Raw genomic sequence first — 16,859 nt, 5'->3', positions numbered from 1 at the left:
TCGGCTGACGGCTACGGCTTGGGCAGCGCGCAGCCCTCACGGGTGAGGTCGATCGCGCTGCCGGCTCCGATGCACGGGACCATGTCGTACGTCTGCTGGGCGTAGTTGATGCCCTCGCGGACGGTCACCTCGCCGCTCTCGTCGACCTCGCACGGGTTGTTGTCCGTGCACTCCTGGCCGCTCTCGTTGCCGGTGTTGTTGACGGCGACCACCTTGCCGGTGGCGTCGTCGATCACCGGCGAGCCGGACGTACCGCCGATGGTCCGGCACTCCGGGGTGTAGCGGACCGAGTCCTTCCAGGTCCACCGGCCCTCCTTGAGCTGGTGGACGAAGCCGTCGATGTCGCAGCTGTAGGTGCGCTTCCAGTAGCCGGAGGCCACCGTGATGGCGGTGCCCGCCGTCGGGCGGGCGGTCGCCAGCTCCAGCGCCCGGATGCCGTAGCCGTCCTCGATCTGCTGGTAGGTGCTGGTGAGTTCGTAGAGCGAGAGATCGGTGTCGGTCATGGTGCCGTACGCGATCTTGCTCGCCCTCAGGGTGCCGATTCCGCTGCCCGAGGCGTTGAGCAGGGTGAACGTCCGGGAGGACGGCTGGTCGACCACGACCTCGCCGGGGCCCGGGAACCCGGACTCCAGGCAGTGCCCGTTGGAGAGCACGAGGGCGGGGTCGGTGGGGGCGGCGTCGGGACTGCGGACGACGGAGCCCGAGCAGTTGCTGAGTGCGACGGTCCCGGCGAAGGTCACGGCCTTCGCGGCGGGGCCGGCCTGGGGCGCGGCTTCCTGTACCTGCGGTGCGGGCGCGGCTGCGGCGACGGGCGCGGCACCCACTCCCAGGAGCAGGGCAGCGAGAAGCGCACCGGCGAGAGGCTTGTTCATGTGGGGGGTCCCCTCCAGTGATGCCAGAGGCCGGAGATCTTCCGGCTTTTGACATGCGCATGTTCGCGCAGATGTCGGGCCATCACAAGGGGTCCCCTCACCAGGGGGCGGCTCCGGCCGCGACCACGCCTGCCCTGCCTCAGCCCCACCACGGCCTCGGGAGCCGACTCACCGACTGCCCCGGCACCAGCCTCGATTCCGACGCCGCTCCGACTCCGACAGCGGCTTCGACACCGCCACCGCCCTCCCCCTCACCGCGATAGATGTGGTCACGCCCCCACTGCCCCAGCGGCCCCAGCGCGGCGTTGAGCGAGAGGCCCAGAGGGGTGAGCGAATACTCCACGCGCGGCGGCACCTCGGCGTACACCTCGCGGTGCACGATGCCGTCGTCCTCCAACTCCCTGAGATGCGAGCTGAGCACCTTCTCGGTCACCCCGGGCACGGCCCGGCGCAACTCGCCGAAGCGGTGGGTCCGCTCGTTGAGCGCCCACAGGATGAGCACCTTCCACTTGCCGCCGATCACGTCCATCGCCGCGTCGATCCCGCAGACGAAAGCCCCCGGCTTCCGTACGATCCGCATCGTCCGCCCTCCCCCACCTGGTTCCCGACCGCGAGGCAACCACCCACCCCCTGGTAGGCACTTGTCGCCCCCGGCGTCTTCGGCCAGCCTAAGCGGCACGTACGACGACAACGCCGCATCGCGCCCGCCCTGCCCGGCACACCGGGCGTCCGGGACCGCTCCGCCTCAGGCTTCCGCCGCCTCGGCCTCCTTCGCGTAGGTCACCGCCTGGAGCAGCGTCAGACCGGGCTCGGCGCGGCGCAGGATCTTGATGGCGGCCACGGAGTCCGCCGGCCCCTCGTGGCCGGCGGCGGCGAGCCGCTGCCGCACCCACCGGCCGCGCAGCTCCGCGTCCGGGCGCGCGGCGGAGCCCTCGGCCAGGGCGAGGGCGCGCTCCAGACCGGGGCGCTCGGTATCCGTGGCGGTCTCCAGCGCGCGCCGGAGCCCGGCGACGACATCGGGGGCGTCGCGGACGACGAGTACGGCGAGGGGCTGGGGCTTTTGGAACATGCTCATGTGATCACCGCTACCCGCCCCGGCCCGGCTCTCACCGGAGTTGAGCCAAGATCTGAGCCGCCTCGTCCCCCGGTATCGGTCCCGGGACCGAGGCCGTCCGGTCGCGCGCGTCGGTCCGCAGCCGGAGGCGCGCCCGCACCCCGACTGCGTACGGTCGGTGTATGACTCTTGACCTCGACGCGTACCTCGCCCGCATCGGCTGGACCGGAAAGCCCCGCCCCACACTGGAGGTGCTGCGGTCCCTGCACCGCGCCCACCTGACCGGCATCCCGTTCGAGAACCTGGAAGCCGTCCTCGGCTCCGCCCCGTCGCTGGCGATCGGCGACCTGGAGGCGAAGCTCGTGCACGGTGGGCGCGGCGGGTACTGCTACGAGCACAACACCCTCTTCTCCACCGCGCTGCGGCAGATCGGCTTCTCCGTGACGCCGCTGACGGCCCGGGTGGTCCTGGGCGCCGCACCGGGCGACATCCGGCCCCGTACGCACATGCTGACGCGGGTGGACGTGGCGGGCGAGCCGCACCCGTATCTGGCGGACGTCGGATTCGGGACGGTCGGAGCCCTGCTGGAGCCGATCGAGCTGGTGGAGGACGCCGAGCTGCTCGACGCACCGCGCCACCACCGCCTGGTCCACGCACCGCACCACGGCCCGCTGCCCCTGTGGGAGCTCCAGGCGGAGAAGGGTGGGGCGTGGGAGCCGCAGTACGCGTTCACCCTGGACCCGAACGAGAAGCCCGACTACGAAGTGATCAACTGGTTCATCGCGACGCACCCGCGCTCACCGTTCCGGCAGGCGGTGTACGCGATGCGCACCCGGATCGGCTCCCACCTCGCGCTGTCCGGGCTCGACCTGGTGGAGACGGCCGACGACGGCACGATCCGGGAACGGCGGCTGAAGGACGGCGACGAGGCGCTGCGCGTCCTGGCGGACGACTTCGACATCCGGCTCCCGGAGGGCACCCGGCTCCCGGAGTGACGGAAGCCGGGCGAAGGAGGAAGGAGGACGGGGCCCCGCGTGGCGCATCTCACCCGTTCCGGCCGCCCACGCCCCCTTTCCAAGCCGCGACGCCGCCCCGACCGGGCGATCCCACGGTCCGGGGCGGCGGCGGGCATGGCGATGGAAGACGGGACGGGGCGGGCGGGCACCCCGGAGGGAGTACGCCGGGAGCAATCCCCGCGCACCTCGCGAAACGCCGCCGTAAGCTCGCGGACATGCAGGTCATCCAGTCCACGAAGCTCTCCAACGTCTGTTACGAGATCCGGGGTCCCGTGCTGGAGGAGGCGATGCGGCTGGAAGCGGCCGGTCAGCGCATCCTCAAGCTGAACACGGGCAACCCCGCCGCCTTCGGGTTCGAGTGCCCGCCGGAGATCCTCGAGGACATCCTGCGCAACGTCGCGGGCGCGCACGGTTACGGCGACGCGAAGGGCCTGCTGTCCGCGCGCCGTGCGGTGATGCAGCACTACCAGACCAAGGGCATCGAACTCGACGTCGAGGACATCTACCTGGGCAACGGCGTCTCCGAGCTGATCCAGATGTCGATGCAGGCGCTGCTGGACGACGGCGACGAGGTGCTCGTACCGGCTCCCGACTATCCGCTGTGGACCGCCTCGGTCTCGCTGGCGGGCGGGACGGCCGTGCACTACCGGTGCGACGAGCAGGCCGACTGGATGCCGGACCTCGCGGACGTCGAGCGGCGGATCACCGACCGCACCAAGGCCCTGGTGATCATCAACCCGAACAACCCGACCGGCGCGGTGTACGACGACGAGATGCTGCGCGGCCTCACCGAGATCGCCCGGCGGCACAACCTGATCGTCTGCTCCGACGAGATCTACGACCGGATCCTCTACGACGGCGCGACCCACACCCCGACGGCGGCGCTGGCCCCGGACCTCATGGTGCTGACCTTCAACGGGCTCTCCAAGAACTACCGGGTGGCCGGCTACCGCTCCGGCTGGATGGCCGTCTGCGGACCGAAGGCGCACGCCACCTCGTACATCGAGGGGCTGACGATCCTCGCCAACATGCGGCTCTGCGCCAACATGCCCTCGCAGCACGCGGTGGCCACCGCGCTCGGCGGGAGGCAGTCGATCCAGGACCTGGTGCTGCCCGGCGGCCGGATCCTGGAGCAGCGGGACGCGGCGTACGACCTGCTGACCTCGATCCCCGGGGTGACCTGCGTGAAGCCGAAGGGGGCCCTGTACCTCTTCCCCCGGCTCGACCCCAAGGTCTACAAGATCAAGGACGACCGGCAGATGGTGCTGGACCTGCTGCGGGCCGAGAAGATCATGGTCGTGCAGGGCACCGGATTCAACTGGCCCGAGCCCGACCACTTCCGGATCGTCACGCTGCCGACGGTCGAGGACCTGACCGACGCGGTGACCCGGATCGGCACCTTCCTGGACGGCTACGGGCAGCCCTAGCCGGTTACGGACGGCCGTAGGGCCGTCACCCTTCCGGATTGGGCACAACTTTAGACTGATTCCAATGTAGGATGGTTCCATCGCGCCATCGGGAGGCCATCCATGTACGAGCCGATCCGCAGCCCCTCGGTCCACACCCCGGCCGACGAGGCGGACTTTCCGCACCGCAGCCGGGAGGAGGAGCTGGACATCCAGCTCGCCGGGCACCTGGCCGCCCTCCTCGCGGTCACCGACGAGCTGGGTCTCACCGCGGCGGGCGACCGTATCGCCGAGCAGGTGGCCCGGCTGCGCGGCGCCCCGCCCGCCCGGCACGCCGGCCTGACCGACGCCGCCCCCGCGGACCTCCACCGCCGCGCCCACGCCCTCGCGGGCCGCGCCCTGCTGGTGGCCGCGTCCCGCGCCGACACGACCGCCGCCATCCTCTCCGCCGAACAGATGGACGCCCACACGGCGGCCCTCGCCGACCCCGCCCTCTCCGGGCACCTGGTCGGCGCCCACTGACGGCCCCGGCCCGCGTGCCGTCGAGGCCGCGCGGGCCGGGTGCCATGCCCCTTCCCCACCAGGGCCGTTGCGTTCCGGTATGGCCCCTTCATCTGCCGTCCACCCAACTCGGCCCGGAATGTGGGTTTCCGCGAGCACGCTGCGCGGGTGAGACGCATCGTGGGAATCGTCCTGGCGGTCGTGCTGATCGCCGGTGTGGCAGCCGCCGTCGCCCTGGGCCGCGACAGCGGGGACAGCGGCACGGCCGCGAAGACCGTACGCGGAGTGATCGGTTCGGAGAAGGCCGAGTTCTTCGCCGACCCCGACACCGTGAAGGCCCTCGCGGCCAAGGGGTTCAGCGTCCGGACGGAGACCTCCGGGTCCTGGGCGATGGACCGACTGCCCCTGAAGGGCCACGACTTCGCCTTCCCCGGCTCCAAGGCCCCGGCCGATGAGCTGCGCCGGGGGTCCGAGGCCCAGGGCGGACCGTTGCGGCCGTTCTACTCGCCGCTCGTCGTGGTCGCCCACCGCAACGCGGCCGAGGTCCTCGCGGGCAACGGACTGGCCCGGCTGCGGGCCCGGGGCGGATCGAAGTTCACCACGCAGGGGACGCTGCTCATGGCCCCCTACCTGGCGGCGGCCGAGGACGACCGGACCTGGCAGCAGCTCAAGGGCGCCTCCGGGCACGCCGAGTTGAGCGGCACGGTGTTCATCACGAGCACCGACCCCGCCACCTCCAACTCCGGCGCCCTCTACCTCGCAGCCGCCTCCTACGTCGCCGACGGCGGCCGGGTCGCCACGGACGCGACGGCCGTGGAGCGCACCGCGCCCCTGATGCGCAAGCTCGTCCAGGTGCAGGGCGCACAGCAGACGAGCAGTGACGCGCCGTTCCGCGACTTCATCAGCGGCGTGGGCAACCCCCTCGTCCTGGTCTACGAGTCACAGGTGGCCTCCCTCCTGATGAGCAGTCAGCGACAGGAGATCGGCGACCTCGTCGTGCTCTACCCGGACACCACGGTGTCCAGCGACCACACGCTCGTACCGCTGACCGACCACGGCCGTGAGCTCGGCGAGCTGCTGTCCACCGACCCCGGGCTGCGGAAGCTGGCGGTACGGCACGGCTTCCGGCCCCAGGGTGCGGCGGCCGAGTTCATCGCCGCGACCGCCGACCACACCGCCTACCTCGACCAGCGGCTGACCGGCGTACGCCAGGCGCCCGTGCCCCCCGCGGAGGTGCTGCGCTCGATGGCACGGCGGGCCCGCGGCTGACGACGCCCCGGCCCGCACTCAGCCCTGTTCGTTCCCACGGCCCCAAAGGCCGGGCCTGTTCCCGGCATCGGCACCCGGACCCGCACGCGCAGCACAGGAGACCGCCACCATGCCCCAGGACGCCGGACCACCCCGAAGCGCCGCGCCCCAGGACCCTCGTCGGCCGTACGACCCACCGACCACGCCGCTCGCCCCGCCCACGCCGCTCGTCCTCACCCCGCCCGCGCCCGTCGCCCCCGTCCGCGCCGAGCAGGCGGCAGGGCTCGTCCCGGTCGCGGAGGCCGTGCGCGCCGACCTGGTCCGGCGCGCCGAGGAGTACGTCGAGGGCCTCGCCGGGCTCGACGCCCGCTCCCCCGGATTCGGCGCCCGGGTGGGCGAGATCGCCGCGCTCGGGCAGGGCGACATCCGGGGCGCCGCCCAGCAGTCCAACCGGATGCTGGACCGCACCGTCCGCGCGCTCGCCTCCGGCGAGGGCGGCGCCCCGGCCCGGGTGGGGTCCTCGCTGGTCGAGCTGCGCCGCACGGTGGAGGACCTCGATCCGCGCGACACCCCGGGGCGCGGGGCCCGTCGGCTGCTGTCCCGGCTGCCGGGCGGGCGCCGGCTGCGCGACCACGTCGCGAAGTACGCCTCCGCCAAGGGCACGCTCGACCGGATCGTCGGCTCGCTCCGCAGCGGCCAGGACGAACTGCGCCGGGACAACGCCGCGTTGCACACCGAGCGCAACCGTCTCTGGGACTCCATGGGCAAGCTGCAGGAGTACGCGGTGCTCACCGAGGCCCTCGACGGCGTCGTGGAGCGGCGGATCGCGGAGGCCGAGGCGGCGGGCGATCCGGTACGGGCGGACGCGCTGCGGGCCGACGTCCTCTTCCCCGTGCGGCAGAAGCACCAGGACCTGCTGACCCAGATAGCGGTCTGCGCCCAGGGGTACCTGGCGATGGACGTCGTACGGCGCAACAACGACGAGCTGATCAAGGGCGTCGACCGGGCGGCCACCACCACCGTGTCGGCGCTGCGGATCGCGGTGATGCTGTCCTCGGCGCTGGAGAACCAGCGCCGGGTGACCGAGCAGGTGCAGGTACTGCGCTCGACCACCGAGGACCTGATCCGGGGCAACGCGGAGATGCTCGCCACGCAGAGCGGGGAGATCCAGCGCATCGCGGCCGACCCCGCGGTCGGCGTCGAGACCCTGCGCACCGCGTTCGGGCAGATCTACGCGACGCTCGACGCCATCGACACGTACAAGGCGCGGGCGACCGGGGCCATGGCCGCCACCGTGGAATCGCTGACCGCCGAACTCCAGCAGGCCGGGGCCCGGTTGGAGCGCAGTCGGGCCGCCGACCCCACCCCGGAAGGGGGCCGCTCATGAGAAGCCGCCCGAAGGCGTGTCACGAGAGTCCCGCCTGCCCGGCGACGCCTGGCACTTCCCCAAGCTCTCGGCTTCGCTCGAGCAGGGGAGGCCCCATCCCTCGCCGCGTCGTCGGGATCACCCCGATACAGCCGGTGTCGGGGCGACCCTCCGGCGCACGATCGCACGCACCGGACGCCGCGGAGCCCGCCCTCCGGGCGGACGGCGCTGCTTTCGCAACACCCCCTGGGCGCGTGAACCGGCCCCGGCCCGACGCCCGCGCGACGCCCGGCCGGCTCCGGCGCGCGTTCCTCCCGCTGCTGGCCGCGGCCCTGATCGCCCCGCTCGCCGCCTGCACGACGGACCGGGACGACGGGCGGGACACCGGCCGGGGCGGCGACGACGGACGGCCGCGCACGGGCACCGTCCGGGTGCTGGCATCCAGCGAACTCAGCGACATGGAACCTCTGTTGGAGAAGGCACGCGAGGCGACCGGGATCACCGTGCGGCCCACCTGGGCGGGCACGCTGGACGCCGTGGAGCGCCTGGCGTCCGGGAAGGCGGACGGGGCGTTCGACGCGGTGTGGCTGTCCTCCAACGACTATCTGCGCCTCGACCCGGAGGCCGCCCGCCGGATCGCCTCCGAGACCCCGCTGATGGCCTCCCCGGTCGCCCTCGGGGTGCGGCCCGCAGCGGTGCGGCGGCTCGGCTGGGATGCCGGGACGGTCAGCTGGGCGCAGGTCCACCGGGCGGTCGCGGCCGGGGACCTGACGTACGGGATGACCGACCCGAGCCGCTCCAACTCCGGTTTCGCCGCACTGATCTCGGTGGCGTCCGGGCTCTCCGGCGCGCAGGCCGCGCTCACCGACACGGACGTCCGCGCGGCCGGGCCGAAGCTGAAGGAGTTCTTCGCCGGGCAGCGGCTGACCTCCGGCTCCTCGGGCTGGCTGGCCTCCGCGTACGCCCGCCGCTCCACGGTGGACGCGCTGATCAACTACGAGTCGGTGCTGCTGTCGCTGAACCGGGACACCGGCGCCGGGCTGACGGTGATCCGCCCCCGCGACGGGGTGGTGACCGCCGACTACCCGCTGAGCGCCCTCGCCGGGGCCACGCCCGACGCCCGGGACGCCGTGCGCTCCCTGACCGAGCACTTCCGGTCCACCGGGGTGCAGCGGGAGATCACCGCGCTGACCCTGCGCCGGCCGGTCGTCGCCGCCGCGCGCCCCGCCGATCCGCTCTCCCCCGAGCAGCGCCGCGAACTGCCCTTCCCCGGTACGCGTCTCGTCGCGGACGGGCTGCTGGCCTCGTACGAGCACCGGCTGAGGCGGCCGTCGCGGACCGTGTACGTGCTGGACACCTCCGGGTCGATGGAGGGCGGGCGGCTGGCACAGCTGAAGTCCGCGCTGAACGGGCTGACGGGCCGCTTCCGGGAGCGCGAACAGGTCACGCTGCTGCCGTTCGGGTCCACCGTCAAACAGGTCCGCACGCACACCGTCGACCCGGCGGACCCGAAGGCGGGCCCCGCGGCGATCCGGGCGGACACCGCGGCGCTGACGGCCGAGGGGGACACCGCGATCTACTCGTCGCTCGCCGCGGCCTACGACCACCTCGGCCCGGACACCGAGTCGGCGTTCACCTCCGTCGTGCTGATGACGGACGGCGAGAACACGGCGGGCCGGTCGGCGGCGGAGTTCGCGGCGTTCTACCGGGCGCTGCCCGCCGCCCGGCAGGTCACCCCGGTCTTCCCGATCGTGTTCGGCGACTCCGACCGCTCGGAGCTGGACTCGATCGCCGCCCTGACCGGCGGCCGGCTCTTCGACGGGACGAAGGAGGAGGGTCCCGGTTCGCTGGACGGGGCGTTCGAGGAGATCCGTGGCTACCAGTAGGAGCCGGAGCGGGGGAAGATCCGTGGCGGCCCGGGTGGCCGGCTATCTGGAGTCGGCCCGGAATCTGACCGGCGGCGCCGCGGCCCTCGGCGGTCTCGCCCTCACCTTCGCCGGGTTCGCCGGGGCGTACTGGCCGGTGGTGGTCGGCGGGCTGTACGGGGCGGGCGCGCTGCTCGCCCCGCCGCCCCGGCCGCCCGCCCCCGCGTTCGAGGACCCGTCGTCCCGGCTGGACGAGCTGCGGGCGGACCTGGTGACCCTGCGGGCGTATCTGGACCGGGTGGATCTGCCGGCGGCCGCGACGGAACGGCTCACCGATCTGACCGGCCTGCTGGACGGGCTGCTGGCCCCCGGCTGGGCCTCGGAGGCGCTGGCGGACGATCCGGAGGGCGTGCACGTGGTGGCGCGGGCGGTGCGCCGGGACGTTCCGGAGTCCGTCGACGCGTATCTGCGGACCCGGTGGTGGACCCGGCTCGCGCCGGGCGCGCGGGCTCCGGAGGAGGAGCTGGAGCGGCAGGTGGCGCTGCTGCACGGGGAGGCGCAGGAGTTGGTGGACGGGTTGCGGGAGGCGGAGGAGCTGCGCCAGCGGTCCCACACGAAGTACCTGGAGGACCGGGGTGGGGGCGGCCTGCGGCGCACGCCTCCCGCGGAGAGGGAGCGGCCCCCGGAACCATGAGGGGGTTCCGGGGGCCGGGAGGGTGTCCTTGGTCGGGGACGAGCCCTCCGGGGCTGTCGGCGAGGACGGGCCCCGTACCGCGGCGGGTCGTTCGGCCCCACAGGTCAGGGCGGATGTCCGACGGACCCGGCCGCGGGGTTCGGCGGGAGCGCGGGGCTCAGCCCAGGCGCTTCACCAGCGCGTGGTACTCGTCCCACAGCTCCTTGGGCGTGTGGTCGCCGAAGGTGTTGAGGTGCTCGGGGACCAGGGCGGCCTCCTCGCGCCAGACCTCCTTGTCGACGGTGAGGAGGAAGTCGAGGTCGGCCTCGGAGAGGTCCAGGCCCTCGGTGTCGAGCGCGCCCTTGGCCGGCAGGATGCCGATCGGGGACTCGACGCCCTCGCCCTTGCCCTCCAGGCGCTCCACGATCCACTTCAGGACGCGGCTGTTCTCGCCGAAGCCGGGCCACACGAACTTGCCCGCGTCGTTCTTGCGGAACCAGTTGACGTAGTAGATCTTCGGGAGCTTCGACTGGTCGGCCTTGTCGGCGCCCACCTTGACCCAGTGGTTCATGTAGTCGCCCATGTTGTAGCCGCAGAACGGCAGCATGGCGAACGGGTCGCGGCGCAGCTCGCCGACCTTGCCCTCGGCGGCGGCGGTCTTCTCGGAGGCGACGTTGGCTCCGAGGAAGACGCCGTGCTGCCAGTCGAAGGACTCGGTGACCAGCGGGACGGCGGAGGCGCGGCGGCCGCCGAAGAGGATCGCGGAGATTGGCACGCCCTTGGGGTCCTCCCACTCGGGCGCGATGGTCGGGCACTGTCCGGCGGGGACGGTGAAGCGTGCGTTGGGGTGGGCTGCGGGCGTGCCGGACTCGGGGGTCCAGTCGTTGCCCTTCCAGTCGGTGAGGTGCGCGGGCGCCTCGTCGGTCATGCCCTCCCACCAGACGTCGCCGTCGTCGGTGAGTGCCACGTTGGTGAAGACGGAGTTGCCCCACATGGTCTTCATGGCGTTGGCGTTGGTGTGCTCGCCGGTGCCGGGCGCGACGCCGAAGAAGCCGGCCTCGGGGTTGATCGCGTAGAGGCGGCCGTCCTCGCCGAAGCGCATCCAGGCGATGTCGTCGCCGATGGTCTCCACGGTCCAGCCGGGGATCGTCGGCTCCAGCATGGCGAGGTTGGTCTTGCCGCAGGCCGAGGGGAACGCGGCCGCGACGTACTTCGACTCGCCGCGCGGCGGCGTGAGCTTGAGGATGAGCATGTGCTCGGCGAGCCAGCCCTCGTCGCGGGCCATGACGGACGCGATGCGCAGCGCGTAGCACTTCTTGCCGAGCAGGGCGTTGCCGCCGTAGCCGGAGCCGTACGACCAGATCTCGCGGTCCTCGGGGAAGTGCGAGATGTACTTGGTGGTGTTGCAGGGCCACGGGACGTCCTCCTGGCCCTCCTCCAGGGGAGCACCCAGGGTGTGGACGGCCTTCACGAAGAAGCCGTCGGTGCCCAGCTCGTCCAGGACGGCCCGGCCCATGCGGGTCATGGTGCGCATGGAGACGGCGACGTACGCGGAGTCGGTGATCTCGACGCCGATCGCGGAGAGCGGCGAGCCGACGGGCCCCATGCAGAAGGGCACGACGTACATGGTGCGGCCGCGCATGGACCCACGGAACACACCGTCCACACCGGTGAAGCTGTTTCCCTCTTCCCCGGTGAAGATGGCCCGCATCTCGGCGGGGTCCTTCCAGTGATTGGTCGGACCCGCGTCCTTCTCCTCCTTGGAGCAGATGAACGTACGGTCCTCGACGCGGGCGACATCGCTCGGGTCGGACGCGGCGTAGTACGAGTTCGGCCGCTTGATCTCGTCCAGCTTGGTGAACGTGCCCTTGGCCACGAGCTCCCCGCACAGGCGCTCGTACTCGGCCTCGGAGCCGTCGCACCAGACCACCCGGTCCGGCTGGGTGATCGCTGCGATCTCGTCGACCCAGGAGACCAGCTCCTGGTGGTGGGTGGGGACAGTGAGGGGAGCCGCGATGTCGCGCGCCACGATCGCTCCTAGTTGAGGGTGTCAGTTGTCTTAAGGCCCCGTGGGGGCTGCGACCCGGATGCTTCGTACCCTTCGAATTCCCCTGGCGCTCATCCGGTGCCGACTGCACTCATTTGATCATCCGACCGTTCCGCCCATATGTCCAGGGGGGCTCACACGTGAGCATCGCCACTCATTTGCGCCCCAAATCCTCTACTTACGGTGGCGTAGGTAGCATGCGGATATGACTGACGCCGCCGCTAGCGCCGCGACCCCGGGCCCCGTCGTACTCGACCCCGTCCCCGTCAAACCGCGCATGCGCGGCTGGCTGCACGCCGGAATGTTCCCGGCGGTGCTGATCGCCGGAATCACCCTGATCGCCCTGACCGACAGCACGATGGGCCGGATCGCCTGCGGCGTCTACATCCTCAGCGCCTGTCTGCTGTTCGGCGTCAGCGCGGTCTACCACCGCGGCACGTGGGGGCCGCGCGGTGAGGCGGTGCTCCGCCGCCTGGACCACGCGAACATCTTCCTGATCATCGCGGGCACCTACACGCCGCTGACGCTGCTCCTGCTCCCCGAGTCCACCGCCCGGCCCCTGCTGTGGGCCGTCTGGGCGGCCGCGGCGGCGGGGATCGCCTTCCGGGTGTTCTGGGTCGGCGCGCCGCGCTGGCTCTACACCCCGTGCTACATCGCGATGGGCTGGGCGGCGGTCTTCTTCCTGCCCGACTTCATGCGGACCGGCGGCATCGCGGTCCTGGTCCTCGTCGTGGTCGGCGGGCTGCTGTACAGCGCGGGCGGCGTGATCTACGGGATCAAGAAGCCGAACCCGTCGCCGCGCTGGTTCGGCTTCCACGAGGTCTTCCACTCGCTGACGCTGGCGGCCTTCATCGCGCACTACGTGGGCATCTCGCTGGTGGCCTACCAGCACGGGTGATCGTCCAGGCGTTACGCACGAGGGGCCGGCCGCACGAGACGACCGGCCCCTCACCCCTGTGCGGGCCCTCACCCGCCGAGCTTGGCCGCCAGTTCACCCGCGTCCGTCGTCGGCGCGTCGCACACGAAGTGCCGGCAGACGTACCCGGTCGGCTCCCCGCCCACCGGCGGCCGGTCCACCAGCAGCGGGAACTCCGCCCCTGCCCCCGGCCCCTCCCCCACGGCGACCACCGCGCCCGGGGCCCGCCCCAGCAGCGCCGTACGGTGCAGCTCCCCGCCGACCGGCCCGGCGACGGCGACCTCGCGGGGCCCGTCCAGCAGCGCCTCGGCCACCGCGAGGCCCCAGCCGACGAACCGGGGCACGCGCGGCCCCAGCGCCTTCACCACGCCGAGCGCCCCTTCGGCGGCCGTCCGGTGCGCCTCCGACCCGGTGTACGCGGCGTACGAGAGCAGCGCACCCGCCGCCGCGGTCCACCCGGACGGGGTGGCGCTGTCCGTCGGATCCTGGGGCCGGCGGATCAGCTGCTCGGCGTCATGAGCGGTGTCGTACAGCTGCCCGCCCTCGCCGGTGAACTGCTCCAGCACGATGTCCAGCAGGAACCCGGCGAACTCCAGCCAGGCCCCCTCCCCGGTCACCGCCGCCAGCGCGAGGAAGCCCTCGGCGACATCGCCGTAGTCCTCCAGCACCCCGGCGTTCCCACCGGCGCGCCCGTCCATGGACGTGCGGGTCAGCCGGGCCACCTCGCCCAGGTGCACCCGGACCAGCAGATCGGCGGCCTCGGTGGCCCGCTCCACCAGGTCGGGCCGGTCGAAGTAGGCGCCGGTCTCGGCGAGCGCGGCGATGGCGAGCCCGTTCCAGGCCGCGACCACCTTGTCGTCCCGCCCCGGACGCGGCCGCTCCGCGCGCGCCGCCAGCAGCCGGGCCCGTACGTCCGCGACCCGGGCGGCGTCCACGGGCCCCGCGCCCTCCGTCAGCCGGAGCACGGAGGACCCCTCCTCGAACGTCCCCTCCTCCGTCACCCCGAAGTACGCGGCGGCGAAGGCGGCGTCGTCCTCGCCCAGCACCTCACGCAGTTGGCCGGGCGTCCACACGTAGAAGGCGCCCTCCACGTGCTTGCCGTCGGCGTCCTCGCTGTCCGCGTCAAGCGCGGAGGCGAAGCCGCCCTCGGCGGTCCGCAGCTCCCGCACCATGAAGTCGGCGGTCTCCAGGGCGATCCGCCGGGCCTCGTCCGACCCGGTGGTACGCCACAGATGGGCGTACACCCGGCACAGCAGCGCATTGTCGTACAGCATCTTCTCGAAGTGCGGCACCACCCACTCCCGGTCCACGGAGTAGCGCGCGAAGCCTCCGCCGAGCTGGTCGTAGATACCGCCCCGGGCCATCGCCGAACAGGTGTCGGCGGCCATCTGGAGCGCCCCCTCGGACCCCGTGCGGGCGTAGTGCCGCAGCAGGAACTCCACCGCCATGGACGGCGGGAACTTGGGCGCGCCCCCGAACCCGCCGTGCTGCTCGTCGTACTCCCGGGTCAGCCCGAGCAGCGCCTGCGCGGTCTCCTGCTCCCCCGGCACCCCGTCACCGCCGTGCACCAGCGAACGCCCCGCCAGATCCGCGACGATCCGCCCGGCGACCTCGGCGACCTCCTCGCGCCGGTCGGTCCAGGCGGCCACCACGCCTTCCAGCACCTGTTGGAAGGAGGGCGAGCCGTGCCGTGCCTCGGGCGGGAAGTAGGTCCCGAAGTAGAAGGGTTCGGCGTCCGGCGTGAGGAAGACGGTCATCGGCCACCCGCCGTGCCCGGTCGCCGCCTGGACGGCCTCCATGTAGACGGCGTCGACGTCGGGCCGCTCCTCCCGGTCGACCTTCACGGGCACGAAGTGCGCGTTGAGGTAGGCGGCGACGGTCTCGTCCTCGAACGACTCGTGGGCCATCACATGGCACCAGTGGCAGCTGGCGTACCCGACGCTGAGCAGCACGGGCACATCCCGCTTCCGCGCCTCCTCGAACGCCTCGGGCGACCAGGGCCACCAGTCGACGGGATTGTCGGCGTGCTGGAGGAGGTACGGGGAGGTCGTCTGCGCAAGTCGGTTGGCCATGGCCCCAATCCTCGCGCACCGTCCTCCGCGACACCCGCGCGCCACGGGCGGGGGCGTGAACGGGCAGGTGGCGGGAGCGGTGACCCCGCACCCTTCCGAAGTCGGGCGCCCCCGCCTCACAGGACAGTAGGCTGAGCTCAGCAGCGCTGGAACTGTGGAAGCACCTCGAAGGAGGCACCCCATGACCGCCGAGATGGTGGCTCCCGCGTGGATGCATACCCAGATCAGCGCGGAGCAGTACGAATCCTGGTCCGAGGAGCAGTGTGCGGGCATCGAGATCGTGGACGGAATGGTCGTCGTGAGCCCGAGCGCCTCCAAGCGGCACAACCGGCTGGCCCGGATCCTGGCCAATGCCCTGGACACCGCCGCCGGCCCGGACTGGAACGCCGACACCGACTTCGACGTCCGCCTCCAGGACGTTCCCCTGACCAACCGCCGCCCGGACGTCATCGTCTACCGGGCGGAGACCATCGACCTCACACCCACCCGCCCCGAGCACGTCCTCCTGGTCGTCGAGGTCGTATCGCCCGGTTCGGAGACCACGGACCGGATCGTGAAGGTCGACCAGTACGCCAAGGCCGGCATCCCCTTCTACTGGCGGATCGAGCAGGCTGCCACCGGCGTCCCGATCATCTACACCTACGTCCTCGACCCTGCCACCAAGGCTTACAGGGACGGCGAGATGTTCACCGGTACGGTGAAGGCCACCGCGCCTTTCTCCGTCACGGTCGATCTCGGGGTCATGTGACGTCACTCTGCTCACGGCATGCAGCGGGAGAACCGACGAAACGACGCATCGTGATCGGCGGCTATCTCGGGAGCGGGTTCAGAGGCATCGAGCACGCTGCCGACACACAGCCGGCGGGAGCCGTGAAGTCCGGGGCAGGCCGGTAGACGGCGCCGACAACCGGAGGCGCTCCGGGCGGAAAGCTTGCCCGGGTGCCTCTCGGTCACTCGGCATCCAGCTCCTGTCGCAGCTGATCCAGCGTGGAACCTTCGGGCGTCCGCCACAGGGTCCAGCCGTTGATGACGTTGCCGGTCACGGCCTCCGCGGCCTTCGACGGCGAGGGAAAGGGGGAGGAGTGCCCGTCGACGACGAGCTGACCTTCGGCAGTGACGACGGCACGGCCCAACCTGTTGGCGCGACGCTGACGGAACGTGAGCACCGTCCCCGGTTCGAGCAGGCCGGCGCGCATCAGCCCGGCCAAGGGTCCCTGGGGAATCACCGGAGCGGCCTGCGCAGAGGCAGCTCCTTCACCGAGAGACAAGGTGACGTGAATGGTGTCGTCACCGCTCGCGCTCACGAGTCGGGCGATGACGGCGGGGTCGAAGTGGATACTCAGCGTGGCCATGTGCACTGACGTAGGCGGCCTCCTCTAGCGGGACGCCTTGCTTTCGCTTCGACGTTAAGCAGTACAAGCGACTTGATTCAACTTCGATTATGAGCACCTAAGGAGAAGTTTTGGAGGTGCTGGACGCGGTCCGGGCGCCCTACCTCACCAGGAAGCTGTTCAGCGCCCTGCTGCGGATGTCCCGCGTCGTTGCCAACTGGTCCAGCAGCCGCCGCTCATGGGCGTCGAAGCTCGCCATGGCTTCGCCGATGGACCGCTGGGTGTCGAGATCGGGAAGGGCGACGGGGAGCGCCCCGAGCACACCGAGCGAGATGGTCCGCAGCGCCAAGCTCCCCGTCGAATGCGTGTCGAGCCACTCCCGAGCTTCGGGGCTGCGCAGGAACGCCGCCAAGTAACGGGAGTCGACGGTGTCGGGAGGGCTGATCACGAAGCAGAGGCTCGCGCACCGTCCTTCGCCACACCCGCGCGCCA

16 protein-coding genes are annotated in these 16,859 nt (G+C 72.0%); 9 read left to right on the top strand and 7 right to left on the bottom strand.

Going from position 1 to position 16,859, the window contains the following annotated elements; translation table 11 throughout:
- Positions 1–11 precede the first annotated feature (11 nt).
- The 3 genes from ACIRJT_RS03455 to ACIRJT_RS03445 form a co-directional block, all read right to left on the bottom strand.
- Positions 12–872 carry a serine protease gene (locus ACIRJT_RS03455; RefSeq protein WP_403903841.1) on the bottom strand — a complete coding sequence of 287 codons (861 nt, stop codon included), beginning with the start codon at positions 870–872 and terminating at the stop codon, positions 12–14.
- 139 nt (positions 873–1,011) lie between these two features.
- Entirely contained in the window at positions 1,012–1,452 is a 441-nt protein-coding gene (locus ACIRJT_RS03450; RefSeq protein ID WP_403903839.1) for a winged helix-turn-helix transcriptional regulator, read from the bottom strand.
- A 165-nt stretch (positions 1,453–1,617) separates the two neighbouring features.
- Entirely contained in the window at positions 1,618–1,947 is a 330-nt protein-coding gene (locus ACIRJT_RS03445) for a hypothetical protein (protein ID WP_403903837.1), read from the bottom strand.
- Positions 1,948–2,108: 161 nt separating this feature from the next.
- Between ACIRJT_RS03445 and ACIRJT_RS03440 the strand changes: the two genes are divergently transcribed.
- From ACIRJT_RS03440 to ACIRJT_RS03410, 7 genes are all read left to right on the top strand, one after another.
- Positions 2,109–2,921 (top strand): arylamine N-acetyltransferase, encoded by an 813-nt coding sequence (locus tag ACIRJT_RS03440; RefSeq protein ID WP_403903835.1) that lies wholly within the window; start codon positions 2,109–2,111, stop codon positions 2,919–2,921.
- 236 nt (positions 2,922–3,157) lie between these two features.
- Positions 3,158–4,369 (top strand): pyridoxal phosphate-dependent aminotransferase, encoded by a 1,212-nt coding sequence (locus tag ACIRJT_RS03435; protein ID WP_403903832.1) that lies wholly within the window; start codon positions 3,158–3,160, stop codon positions 4,367–4,369.
- Between the two features lie 102 nt (positions 4,370–4,471).
- Complete coding sequence (locus ACIRJT_RS03430) at positions 4,472–4,870, top strand: hypothetical protein (RefSeq protein ID WP_403903829.1); 399 nt, start codon at positions 4,472–4,474, stop codon at positions 4,868–4,870.
- A gap of 120 nt (positions 4,871–4,990) precedes the next feature.
- A complete protein-coding gene (locus tag ACIRJT_RS03425; RefSeq protein ID WP_403903827.1) occupies positions 4,991–6,118 on the top strand; it encodes a hypothetical protein in 1,128 nt (375 codons plus the stop codon).
- A 109-nt stretch (positions 6,119–6,227) separates the two neighbouring features.
- Positions 6,228–7,484, top strand: a complete 1,257-nt coding sequence (locus ACIRJT_RS03420) for a toxic anion resistance protein (RefSeq protein WP_403903824.1) — start codon at positions 6,228–6,230, stop codon at positions 7,482–7,484.
- A 233-nt stretch (positions 7,485–7,717) separates the two neighbouring features.
- On the top strand, positions 7,718–9,349 hold the full coding sequence (locus ACIRJT_RS03415; RefSeq protein WP_403903822.1) for a substrate-binding domain-containing protein: 1,632 nt from the start codon (positions 7,718–7,720) through the stop codon (positions 9,347–9,349).
- Positions 9,336–10,022 (top strand): hypothetical protein, encoded by a 687-nt coding sequence (locus ACIRJT_RS03410; protein ID WP_403903819.1) that lies wholly within the window; start codon positions 9,336–9,338, stop codon positions 10,020–10,022. The genes ACIRJT_RS03415 and ACIRJT_RS03410 overlap by 14 nt, the downstream gene beginning before the upstream one ends.
- Before the next feature lie 157 nt (positions 10,023–10,179).
- On the opposite strand, the gene ACIRJT_RS03405 is transcribed toward ACIRJT_RS03410, so the two are convergent.
- Positions 10,180–12,030, bottom strand: a complete 1,851-nt coding sequence (locus ACIRJT_RS03405; RefSeq protein WP_403903816.1) for a phosphoenolpyruvate carboxykinase (GTP) — start codon at positions 12,028–12,030, stop codon at positions 10,180–10,182.
- A 223-nt stretch (positions 12,031–12,253) separates the two neighbouring features.
- Here ACIRJT_RS03405 and ACIRJT_RS03400 point away from each other — a divergent pair, with 223 nt between their 5' ends.
- Positions 12,254–12,946 carry a hemolysin III family protein gene (locus ACIRJT_RS03400; protein WP_403903813.1) on the top strand — a complete coding sequence of 231 codons (693 nt, stop codon included), beginning with the start codon at positions 12,254–12,256 and terminating at the stop codon, positions 12,944–12,946.
- A 68-nt stretch (positions 12,947–13,014) separates the two neighbouring features.
- Here the strand turns inward: ACIRJT_RS03400 and ACIRJT_RS03395 are convergent, their stop codons facing one another.
- Positions 13,015–15,036, bottom strand: a complete 2,022-nt coding sequence (locus ACIRJT_RS03395) for a thioredoxin domain-containing protein (protein ID WP_403903810.1) — start codon at positions 15,034–15,036, stop codon at positions 13,015–13,017.
- 181 nt (positions 15,037–15,217) lie between these two features.
- Between ACIRJT_RS03395 and ACIRJT_RS03390 the strand changes: the two genes are divergently transcribed.
- Entirely contained in the window at positions 15,218–15,784 is a 567-nt protein-coding gene (locus ACIRJT_RS03390) for a Uma2 family endonuclease (protein ID WP_403903808.1), read from the top strand.
- Between the two features lie 202 nt (positions 15,785–15,986).
- Here ACIRJT_RS03390 and ACIRJT_RS03385 read toward each other — a convergent pair whose 3' ends face one another.
- Together ACIRJT_RS03385 and ACIRJT_RS03380 are read right to left on the bottom strand one after the other, a co-directional pair.
- On the bottom strand, positions 15,987–16,388 hold the full coding sequence (locus tag ACIRJT_RS03385; protein WP_355883854.1) for a DUF4357 domain-containing protein: 402 nt from the start codon (positions 16,386–16,388) through the stop codon (positions 15,987–15,989).
- A gap of 139 nt (positions 16,389–16,527) precedes the next feature.
- The gene (locus ACIRJT_RS03380; RefSeq protein WP_403903805.1) at positions 16,528–16,815 is read right to left on the bottom strand and encodes a hypothetical protein; all 288 of its coding nucleotides are present in this window, start codon (positions 16,813–16,815) and stop codon (positions 16,528–16,530) included.
- Positions 16,816–16,859 lie beyond the last annotated feature (44 nt).

It is taken from the genome of Streptomyces sp. NPDC102283, from assembly GCF_044766265.1.
Lineage (GTDB): Bacteria > Actinomycetota > Actinomycetes > Streptomycetales > Streptomycetaceae > Streptomyces.
This window is presented reverse-complemented; position numbering and strand designations above follow the sequence as displayed.